9 protein-coding genes are annotated in these 9452 nt (G+C 71.3%); 3 read left to right on the top strand and 6 right to left on the bottom strand.

Annotation, left to right across the window (positions count from 1 at the left end; translation table 11 throughout):
• Positions 1-138: 138 nt before the first annotated feature.
• Positions 139-1281 carry a glycosyltransferase family 4 protein gene (locus ACFVYE_RS40185; RefSeq protein ID WP_383971217.1) on the bottom strand — a complete coding sequence of 381 codons (1143 nt, stop codon included), beginning with the start codon at positions 1279-1281 and terminating at the stop codon, positions 139-141.
• Positions 1282-1391: 110 nt separating this feature from the next.
• Between ACFVYE_RS40185 and ACFVYE_RS40180 the strand changes: the two genes are divergently transcribed.
• The gene (locus ACFVYE_RS40180; RefSeq protein WP_383971214.1) at positions 1392-2642 is read left to right on the top strand and encodes a glycosyltransferase 87 family protein; all 1251 of its coding nucleotides are present in this window, start codon (positions 1392-1394) and stop codon (positions 2640-2642) included.
• Between the two features lie 11 nt (positions 2643-2653).
• Here ACFVYE_RS40180 and ACFVYE_RS40175 read toward each other — a convergent pair whose 3' ends face one another.
• The 5 genes from ACFVYE_RS40175 to ACFVYE_RS40155 form a co-directional block, all read right to left on the bottom strand.
• Complete coding sequence (locus tag ACFVYE_RS40175) at positions 2654-3910, bottom strand: hypothetical protein (protein ID WP_383971212.1); 1257 nt, start codon at positions 3908-3910, stop codon at positions 2654-2656.
• Between the two features lie 17 nt (positions 3911-3927).
• On the bottom strand, positions 3928-4959 hold the full coding sequence (locus tag ACFVYE_RS40170) for an NlpC/P60 family protein (protein ID WP_383971209.1): 1032 nt from the start codon (positions 4957-4959) through the stop codon (positions 3928-3930).
• Between the two features lie 238 nt (positions 4960-5197).
• The gene (locus ACFVYE_RS40165; RefSeq protein WP_383971206.1) at positions 5198-6223 is read right to left on the bottom strand and encodes an NlpC/P60 family protein; all 1026 of its coding nucleotides are present in this window, start codon (positions 6221-6223) and stop codon (positions 5198-5200) included.
• A 284-nt stretch (positions 6224-6507) separates the two neighbouring features.
• Complete coding sequence (locus ACFVYE_RS40160) at positions 6508-7869, bottom strand: NYN domain-containing protein (RefSeq protein ID WP_383971220.1); 1362 nt, start codon at positions 7867-7869, stop codon at positions 6508-6510.
• 37 nt (positions 7870-7906) lie between these two features.
• A complete protein-coding gene (locus ACFVYE_RS40155) occupies positions 7907-8149 on the bottom strand; it encodes a hypothetical protein (RefSeq protein WP_093893615.1) in 243 nt (80 codons plus the stop codon).
• A 161-nt stretch (positions 8150-8310) separates the two neighbouring features.
• Here ACFVYE_RS40155 and ACFVYE_RS40150 point away from each other — a divergent pair, with 161 nt between their 5' ends.
• Entirely contained in the window at positions 8311-9063 is a 753-nt protein-coding gene (locus tag ACFVYE_RS40150) for a rhomboid family intramembrane serine protease (protein ID WP_389608614.1), read from the top strand.
• Positions 9060-9341 (top strand): Lrp/AsnC family transcriptional regulator, encoded by a 282-nt coding sequence (locus ACFVYE_RS40145; RefSeq protein WP_093543818.1) that lies wholly within the window; start codon positions 9060-9062, stop codon positions 9339-9341. The genes ACFVYE_RS40150 and ACFVYE_RS40145 overlap by 4 nt, the downstream gene beginning before the upstream one ends.
• Positions 9342-9452: the final 111 nt, after the last annotated feature.

The following is a 9452-nucleotide window of genomic DNA, read 5'->3' as shown; positions in this document are numbered from 1 at the left end:
GGCGACGGACTCCGGGGAGGTGGTCGAGTCTTTCTACGGGGGCTGCCCCGTGGCGCGTGTGCGGGGGCCCGCCCGGCGTGTGCGGGCCCCCTCTCACGTACTCGCGCGGGGCCCCTCGGCGTACCGCGTCACGTGGGCTCAGAGCAGCGCACGGAGCCTGTCGGCCAGCAGGTCCCAGCGCCACTTCTCCTCGACCCAGGCCCGCCCCCGCTCCCCCATCCGCTGCCGCAGCTCCGGGTCACGGAGCAGGGTGACGATCCGGTCGGCCGACTCCTCCACGGAGCCGCCGCGCACCACCCACCCGGTCTCGCCGTCGAGCACGGCGTCCGGCGCACCGCCCGAGTCGCCCGCCACCACCGGCAGTCCGGTCGCGGACGCCTCCAGGAAGACGATGCCGAGGCCCTCCACGTCGAGGCCGCCGCGACGGGTCCGGCACGGCATGGCGAAGACATCGCCCGCGCCGCAGTGGGCGGGCAGTTCGTCCCACGGCACCGGCCCGGTGAAGCGCACCGAGTCGCCGACCCCCGTCTCCTCCGCCAGCCGCTTCAGCTCCTTGGCGTACGGTCCGCCACCGACGATCAACAGCACCGCGTCCGGTACCTGCGCCAGGATCGCGGGCATCGCGAGGATCAGCGTGTCCTGGCCCTTGCGCGGCACGAGCCGTGACACACAGACGACGACGGGGCGGTCCGAGAGCCCGAGCCGGGCCCTGATCAGGTCCCCGCCGGAGTCCGGGTGGAAGGTCTTCTCGTCGACGCCGGGCGGCAGTTGGACCATGCGGTCCGCCGCCTCGGGGCTGAGTGCGGTGGCGATCCGGGAGCGGGTGTACTCCCCCAGGTAGGTGATCGTGTCCGTGGTATCGCCGATCCTGCCCAGCAGCTGCCGGGCCGCGGGCAGCTGGGCCCAGCCCGCCTCGTGCCCGTGCGTGGTGGCGACCAGGCGGCGGGCTCCGGCCCTGCGCAGCGCCGGAGCCATCAGCCCGAGCGGGGCCGCGGCGCCGAACCATACGGATGTGCAGCCGTGTACGCGCAGCAGCTGCACCGCGCGCCGGGTGACCCGCGGGGTCGGCAGCAGCATCGTCGTACGGTCTCGGACGACGGTGAACGGCTGCTCGGCGTCGAAGGCGGCGGTGGCCGCGATGCCTTCGGGGCTGCGCTTCCAGGTGGAGGCGTATACGACGATCTGTCCGGGGTCCAGGCGCAGTGCCATGTTGTGCAGAAATGCCTGGATGCCGCCGGGGCGGGGCGGGAAGTCGTTGGTCACGATCAGGGTCTTGTCCATCCCGGCCGACAGTACCGGGCGGCCGGGCTGATGGCTCTCGCACAGGCCGGGCGGGCATCATGGCTCGTCGTACCCACCGAGTACCCACTGACGAAACGGATGAGGCGTCCATGACGGGATCGACCGGCGCGCGGCTCGCTGTCGCGGTGTGGGCCCTCACCAGGGTCGCGCTGCTGCTCTGCGTCACGAAGGTGATCACGCTGCCCGGACCGGACGTGACCAGTGATGTCTCGGTGATCTACCACGGCTGGTCCGAGGTCCTGAAGACCGGTACGTATCCGCAGTCCGACGTCACCTGGCAGTACCCGCCCCTCGCCGCGCTCGCCATCCTCTCCCCCGCCCTGCTCCCGTTCCTGGACTACGCCTCGGCCTTCTTCGTCCTCGCGTTCCTGTGCGACGGGCTGGTGCTGGGGCTGCTGCTGTACGCGGGCCGCCGGACCGGCCGGTGGACGGCGGGCGCCTGGGTGTGGGTGGCGGGGTTGCCGCTGCTCGGTACGACCGCGTACGCCCGCTACGACGTGATGGTGGCGGCGGTGGCGGTGGCGGCGCTGCTTGCGGGGGTGCGGCATCCGCGGGTGCTGGGGGTGCTGGCCGCCGTGGGTGCGCTGCTGAAGGTGTGGCCGGTGCTGATCCTGGCCGGTACCGCGCGTGGGCCGCGGACGCGCCGGGCGTGGACGGCCGCGGCGGTGGCGGCGGCCGGGCTGCTGGTGGTCTGCACCGTGGCGATGCCCGGTGCACTGGCCTTTCTCGGCTTCCAGCGCGACCGGGGCACCGAGGTCGAGTCGCTGGGGGCGCTGGTCTTCCATGTGTGGCGGCAGTTCGGCTGGCAGGGCCGGGTGGAGCTGCACTACGGCTCGATGGAGTTCCTGGGTCCGTATGTGCCGCTGGTGAGCACGCTCGCCCTCGGCCTGTCCGTCGTGGCCTTCGGCTGGCTGCTGGTGTGGCGGCTGCGGGCCTGTGACTTCCGGGTGAACACCCCGGCCGACGCGGCGTTCACGGCGGTGCTGCTGTTCACGACGACGAGCCGGGTGATCAGCCCCCAGTACATGCTGTGGCTGGTCGGCCTGGCGGCGGTCTGCCTGGTATTCCGCGACAGCCGGATGGGGCTGCCGGCCGTTCTGGTGCTGCTCGCCACGGGCATCACTCAGCTGGAGTTCCCGCTCGGATTCGTCCATGTGGTGACCAGCGACGCGACGGGCGTGACACTGATGTTCCTGCGCAACGGACTGCTGGTCGCGGCGACGCTGATCGCCTGTCGGCAGCTGTGGCGGCAGGCGGTGTCCGGGGTGCCGCGCCTGACCGGGAGGCCGCCGGCCGACCGGTCCGGCGCCGGCCGGGAGGCCGAGCCGGTCGGCTCCTGAGCGCGTCCCGCTCAGCCGAGCCGGGAGCGCAGATACTCCCGCCAGCGTGCCGTGAAGTCCTGCGGGGTCGTGGAGAGCACCTCCTGCATGGCCTGCTCCACCGCCCCGTCCCGCCCCGGGTGCGCTCCGACGGCCCGGTAGAAGGCGAACAGCTTCTTCTCGCCCCAGTGGTCGGCGATCAGCTCGCAGGCCAGCCAGGCACCCTCGTACGCCCTCGCCAGGCGCCCGGCGTCTCCCGCGAAGCCGAAGTCCTCGTCCGTGGGGAGTTCGGCGGGCAGACCACCGCGCAGGACGGCGTCGGCCAGTTCGGGCGCGGCCTGTGCGGCGGTACGGTCCTCGGCGCGGTAGGCCGCCCAGTCGGCGAAGCCCTCGGAGAGCCAGGTCGGGGTGGCGGCGGAGGTGCGGGTGCGGGTGGCGACATGGGTGATCTCGTGGGTGAGGACGATCCGCTGTCCGAAGGTGCCGAGCATGCCGTACGCCTGCGGGTTGACGATCACCCGGTCCGCGGGCGCCCGGTCCGGACCGCCGGTCTGCGCGGTGGTGACGGCCGCGATGCCCCGGTAGTTCGCCGCCGGTGACCCCAGCAGCCCCGCCATGTCCTCCACGGTGTGCGGTACGAGCACCACCACGCGGCCTGCCCAGCGTTCCGGCCAGGCGTCCGAGACGGCGGGCACCGCGCGGTCCGCGGCCCGGGCGATCCCGCGCAGTTCCTGGTCGGTGCGGCCGACCCCGAGGACAAGGCTGTGCTTTGCGCGTACCACCTGGACATCGCCCTGCTGCCAGAGCTGCCGGCCGCCGTCCCTGCCCGCCCGGTCGCCGACGATGTACCAGCGGCCGTCCGCGCTGTCCCGTCTCAGATCGAGCACCCGGTCGGCGGCGACCGGGGCGGCGTCGTAGCCCTTGATCCGGTAGCGCAGCTGTATGTCCGCGGTCGCCCGGTCGGTGCCCTGTCCGGTCACGTCCGTCAGCCGGTACGTCCATGAGCTCAGCGGTACGTCCGCGAGGTTGTCCAGTTCCCGGCGCTGGGCCGTGCGCAACCCGGTGGCCCGCGGGTCTATGGCGGCCAGATAGGCGTCCGTGTCGTGTTCCAGCACGGCGGCCGCACGGCGGTCCAGGGTGGCGCGGATACCGCGGGCGGTGGAGTCCGGGGCGGCGCCGTCGCCGGGGGCCGCGCAGGCGGAGGCGAACAGCAGCCCGGCGAGCAGCACTCCCGCCGTGCGCCGTCCTCCGTTACGTCCCCGCCGTGCGGTACGCCGCCTGTCAGCCACCCGGTCGAGGGTACGGGTCAGATGCGGGTGACCGAGGAGACGGGCATCATGCCGACGGGGTCGTAGCGCACCGGGGCGCCCGGGTACGGGGCATGGATCACCTGGCCGTCGCCGACGTACATGCCGATATGGCCGGCGTCCGCGCGGTAGGCGACCAGGTCTCCGGGGCGGGCCTCGGAGAGCGGCACCATGCGTCCCGCGTACCGCTGGGCCTGCGAGGTGCGCGGCAGGCTGACCCCGGCCCGGGCGTACGCCCACTGCATCAGCCCGGAACAGTCGAATCCGGCGGGTCCGTTGGCCCCCCAGATGTACGGGCGGCCCAGCGCCTCCCGGACCGCCATGACGGCCGCGGCGGCCCGTGCGGAACCGGCCGGCAGAACGGCCATGGCCGGGAACACGTCGTCGCGGCCGGAGCGCGAGGACCGCTCGAAGTCCGCCCGGTCGGCGCCGGGCAGCGCGTCCAGCAGCTGCTTGGCTTGGGCGAGCTTGCGCTCGACGGTCCGTTTGTGGCGGGTGGCGGCCGCCCTGTTGCGCTCCAGATCGGCCAGCGCCCGGGCGGCCTCCGCGCGGGTCTGTGCGAGAGAGCGCTGAGCCTGCTGAAGCTGCCGCAGCTCGGTGGCCTGATACTCGGTCAGGCGGTCCAGGGTGGCCGCCCGGTCGAGGTAGGTGTCCGGATCGGAGGAGAGCAGCAGAGCGAGCGAGGGATCGAGGCCGCCCGAGCGGTACTGCGCACTCGCCACCGAACCGAGCGCCGTACGCATCCGGTTGAGGCGTTCCTGGCCGCGGGCCGCCCGGTCCTGGGTCCGCTTCAGCTCGCCGCGCAGCCGGTCGGCGTTCTCACCGGCCTTGTTGTACTGCTCGGTGGCCCGCTCCGCCTCGCTGTAGAGCCGGTCGACCCGGGCCTTGGCGGTCCGGGGCGTGTCCTGCGGGTCGGCGTTCGCGGTGGCCGCCCCGAGCGTGGCGGCCGCGGTCGCCGCCGCGGCCGACAGAACAGTGACCCGGGCGCCCCGGTTGAGGCCGGGCTGTGTGGAACGGCGATGGGACACCACAGGACGCCGCACTCCCTTCCGCTGTACGCAGATGTGCGCAGTCCCTGCCGCCCGGGGCGGGCGGACCGACGACCGGGAGCTGCACAGCAGGCAGACAGTAGTCGGGCGATTACGGAGCGGCCAAAGGCCGCGCCGGGCGCACGGGGAGGCGCAAACAGCAACGCCCCGCCGGTGACCTGTGGTCTCCGGCGGGGCGGACTGTCTGCGCGGGCGCGGGAATTCGCCCGTTCGGGCGTCGTCAGATGCGCACGCCGACCTGGAAGGTGCCGATGGTGTTCATCGACTCGTAGCGGACGACCGCGCCCGGCTTCGGGGCGTGCAGGACGGTGTTGTTGCCCGCGTAAAGGGCCACGTGCGAGGTGTTGTTGAAGAAGACCAGGTCGCCCGGCTTCAGCGCGCTGCGCCCGATCTGGTGACCGTCGTTGATCTGGGTGTACGTGGTGCGGGTGATGTGGGCGCCGGCCTGGGCGTAGGCCCACTGGGTCAGGCCCGAGCAGTCGAAGGAGTTGGGGCCGGTGCCCCCGGAGACGTACGGCTTGCCCTGCTGGGTGGAGGCGGCCTGGAGGGCAGCGGCGCCGAGTGCGGAGGCGGGGACCTCGTTGCCCAGGTCGACCCGGTCGCCCGCGGCACGGCTGGCGCGCAGGTCGTCCTGGCGCATCTTCTCGCGCTCGGCGGCGGTCAGCGTGTTGAGCAGGTGCTGCGCGTCGGCGAGCTTGCCCTGGAACTTCTTCTTCTTCTCGCCGAGCGTCTTGCGTACGTCCGCGAGGTCACCGAGCTTGTCCTGGGCCTCCTTGCGCTCCTGCGCGAGGGACCGCTGCTTCTCCTGGATCTTCTCCAGCGACTCGGTCTGCTTGGCCGTCAACTGGTCGAGGGCCGAGGCCTCGTCGAGGAAGCTGTCCGGGTTCGACGCGAGGAAGAGCTGGACCGACGGGTCTATGCCACCGGAGCGGTACTGCGCGGTGGCGAGCGAACCGAGGCCACTGCGGAGCGTGTTGACCTCCTGCTGGCCGCGGGCCACCTTGTCCTGCAGCGCGCTGACTTCCTTCTCCAGCTTCTGCTGCTGCTCCTTGGCCCCGTTGTACTGCTCGGTGGCCTTCTCCGCCTCGTGGTAGAGCTTGTCGACCTTCGCCTTGACCTCGCTCTTGGAAGGCTTGGGGTCGGCGTGGGCCGCCTGGGAGGTCAGAGCCACGGCCGCTGCGGCGGTCGCGGTGAGCACGGTCACGCGGGTGCGGCTCGGCTGCTTGGGACGACGGTGGGACGCCACGAAGGCGAGCTCCTTCTTCCTCGAGCCGCCTACCGGGCTATGGGGGACTGAAATCCCCGGCTCCGTGCACGTCACGGACTCGGCGGTGCCTTCGCCGCCACCCCGGATGGGTGATCAACCGTGCGAAGGTTCGAGGCCCGACCCTAGTGACCAACTTGTGATCAGTTCAAATCCTCACAAGAAAAATCTCATCACAGGAGGCACTTCTTTACCCACATCACACAGGGTGTAGCGGCCACTTGACGGTCCGTTTCCCGATTTCCGCCGAGTTCCGACAAGTGCCACTAGACGCGCGAAAGGCGCTTCAGGAGCAAGACGGACGCAACGGGCCTGGCGCCCGCCTTCGCCACTCCGTCGGCGACTTCGCGATCGGTGGAGACCACCACGACGGGCCGGCCCGGCGGTTCGGCGCGCGCCAGCTGACGGATGAGTTCATCAGCCGTCACACCCGGCTTGCTGAACAGCACCCGCACCCCGCGCGGCGGTGCGAGCAGCACCGGGGCGGCCAGTTCGGCCCCGTCGAAGACACAGGTCATCTCGGCGCCGGTCTGCGCGGCGAGGACCGCGAGACCGCCCAGCAGCCTCAGCCGCTGCTTCTCCAGCGGGAGCTGCGGGTAGCCGGTCTTGGTGACGTTGTAGCCGTCCACGATCAGATGCGCCTGCGGCAGCGCGAGCAGCTGGTCGAGCAGGGCCGGATCGGTCTCCGAAAGGGCCCTGGCGGCAATGTCCTTGGGCGACATCCTGCCGGGCTCCACCGCGTCGGCACTGTCCGCGGGGCGGATCGAGGAGGGCGGCAGGGCCAGTTCACGACGGAGCCCGCGGGCCGCGTCGAGCACCGTGTCCAGCAGCAGCCGCAACCGCATGTCCTCGACCGAGCGGCCCTCCCTGGCGGCCCTGCGGCCCGCCTCGACGGACGCCTCGGCCTCACCGAGCCGCGCCTTGAGCCGACGGGACTCGCTCTCGGCCGCGGAGACCTGGGCGGCCGCCTCGGACCGTACGGCGTCGGTCTCGGCCCGGCTGCGGCGCAGCGCTGCCTCGCCGCGCTTGACCTCGTTGACGACACTGCGCAGCTTGCGCTGAAGGGATTCGGCTTCCTTGCGGGCCGCGTCCAGCTCGCCGCGGAGCCGTTCGGTCTCGCCCTTCGTATGGGAACGGGCCTGGGCGAGTTCCTCGCGCAGCCGTTCCAGCTCGCGGCGGCTCTCCTCGTCGGCGCGCTCGGCATCGGCCCGCTGAGCCTCCTCGCCGGCGGAGGTGACCAGCTTCACCCAGCCGGCCGGGCGCAGCACATAGGCCGCGGCGGCCACATCGACGGGGTCGGCGGCGGCGGGCGGCGAACCGGCCTCCAGCGCGGCCGTCAGCTCCGGCTGCCCCTCCCTGAGCCGTTCGCCGATGCGCTGCCGGAACAGTGCGTCGCCTTCCAGCGCGGCCGCCATCGCGTTCCCGGCGAACTTGGCGCGCCGGGTCGGGGTGAAGCGGGCGTACTGTCTCAGCTGGGCCGGCAGTTCGGTGACCGTCAGGTCGCCGAACGCGTCCGAGACCAGCGCGACGACCCGTCGCCGTACACCTTCGGGCAGCGGGCGGTCGAGTGCCTCCACGGCGTCGTCGGCCGCCTCGGCCGACTCGGCGCCGCCAGCGGGCTGCTCCACCATCCGTCACCCCAAATTGTCTGTCCGCACGGCCCCGTCAGGAGTCGGCACCCGGCCTGTCCACCAGTTCGATCTGATCCACCGCATTGCACCAACGACAGCGCACCGACTCGATGGTCTCACTGACCACCTCGCGTTCCTCGACCGTTGACTCCCCGGCCAGGTCGAGATGGACATATTCGATGACCTTGGAAGAACGCGTCACGTCGAACCGTGTGAGATTTCCGCAGAGCGTGCAGCGCCAGCGGGTCCCGTCGGTCGGCTGGGGAACCGTCGTCATCGTGCGTCCTCTTTCGTCGAGCCTCGTGCTGCCTGCTTCAAGGATCTCGCGGTGCGCCGTCGAACTGCGGATGTCCTGTCGTAACCCTACGGCCTAGCCACGTCCCCCCGACACGGCGAGGCGGTCTGTCCCGTTCCCTCCGCTTGCGTCATGCTCTGTTCATGATCGATCGGCGGGCTGCGGCCGGCAGATTAACCAGTGGACCCCTACGGACGGTCACCTCGGGCGGACCGCCCGTGGCCTATGCCCTGATCGCCCTGTGCTGCCTGGTCTTCCTGATCAGTCCGCTCTCCGGCTTCAACCCGTCCTACGGCACCGCCGACGCCCTGCTCGCCGCCCAGGCCGGGTATTTCGAACGCTGGGGCGTGATCCCGAGCGAGCTGTGGGACGGCTCCGCACGCGCCCTGCTCACCCCGCTCACCGCTCTCTTCGTGCACGGCAGCTGGCTGCACCTGCTCGGCAACATGCTCTTCCTGTACGTGTTCGGGGCGATGGCCGAGGAGCGCATGGGCCATGCCGAGTTCACCCTCTTCTATCTCGGCTGCGGCTATCTCGCCCTGGTCTCCTACGCTGCCGCGCACGCCACGTCCGACCAGACGCTCGTCGGTGCGTCGGGGGCGATCTCGGCGGTGCTGGGGGCTTTCCTCTACCTGTTTCCCAGGGCCCGGGTCACCAGCCTGTTCCCGTTCCTCTTCTTCCTGCCACTGCGCTTCCCCGCCTGGATCGTGCTGATCTTCTGGTTCGTCCTGCAGTGGCTGGCGGTCCAGGGCGCGGGCAGCGGGGGCCCCGGCGTGGCCTATCTGGCCCATGTGGTCGGCTTCGCCCTCGGCTTCCTCTACGCCTGGGGGCGTTACCGGCGTACGGATAGAGTGAAGACTCCAGCCACGGCCACCGAGGGAGAAAGCCAGCCGTGATCACCGCGATCGTGCTCATCAAAACCAGCGTGGACCGGATTCCCGAGATCGCCGAGGCCATCGCAGCGCTGGACAGCGTCAGCGAGGTCTTCTCGGTCACCGGTACGTACGACCTGATCGCCATGGTCCGGGTGGCCAAGCACGACGATCTGGCGGACGTCATCCCCGGCCGGATCAGCAAGATCCCCGGCGTCGAGGCCACCGACACGCATGTGGCCTTCCGTACCTACTCGCAGCACGACCTGGAGGCCGCATTCGCCATCGGCCTCGACGCGTAGGTACGCCCCTTATTACGGCGCAGCACTTCGGCGGGGGGGGGGGCGGCGCGCCCCCCCCCCCCCGCCCGAATTTAAACTAAAAAAAACACACCAAACAAAAAAACAAAAAGA

It is taken from the genome of Streptomyces sp. NPDC058239, assembly GCF_042882185.1.
Lineage (GTDB): Bacteria > Actinomycetota > Actinomycetes > Streptomycetales > Streptomycetaceae > Streptomyces.
The sequence above is the reverse complement of the archived record's forward strand: the minus strand, read 5'-3'. Positions and strand labels throughout refer to the sequence as shown.

Excerpts from the sequence above, each read along its gene's own strand:
- ACFVYE_RS40155 (WP_093893615.1), bottom strand. The coding sequence starts at position 8,149 with ATGACGACGGTTCCCCAGCCGACCGACGGGACCCGCTGGCGCTGCACG.
- ACFVYE_RS40150 (WP_389608614.1), top strand. The coding sequence starts at position 8,311 with ATGATCGATCGGCGGGCTGCGGCCGGCAGATTAACCAGTGGACCCCTA.
- ACFVYE_RS40180 (WP_383971214.1), top strand. The coding sequence starts at position 1,392 with ATGACGGGATCGACCGGCGCGCGGCTCGCTGTCGCGGTGTGGGCCCTC.
- ACFVYE_RS40185 (WP_383971217.1), bottom strand. The coding sequence starts at position 1,281 with ATGGACAAGACCCTGATCGTGACCAACGACTTCCCGCCCCGCCCCGGC.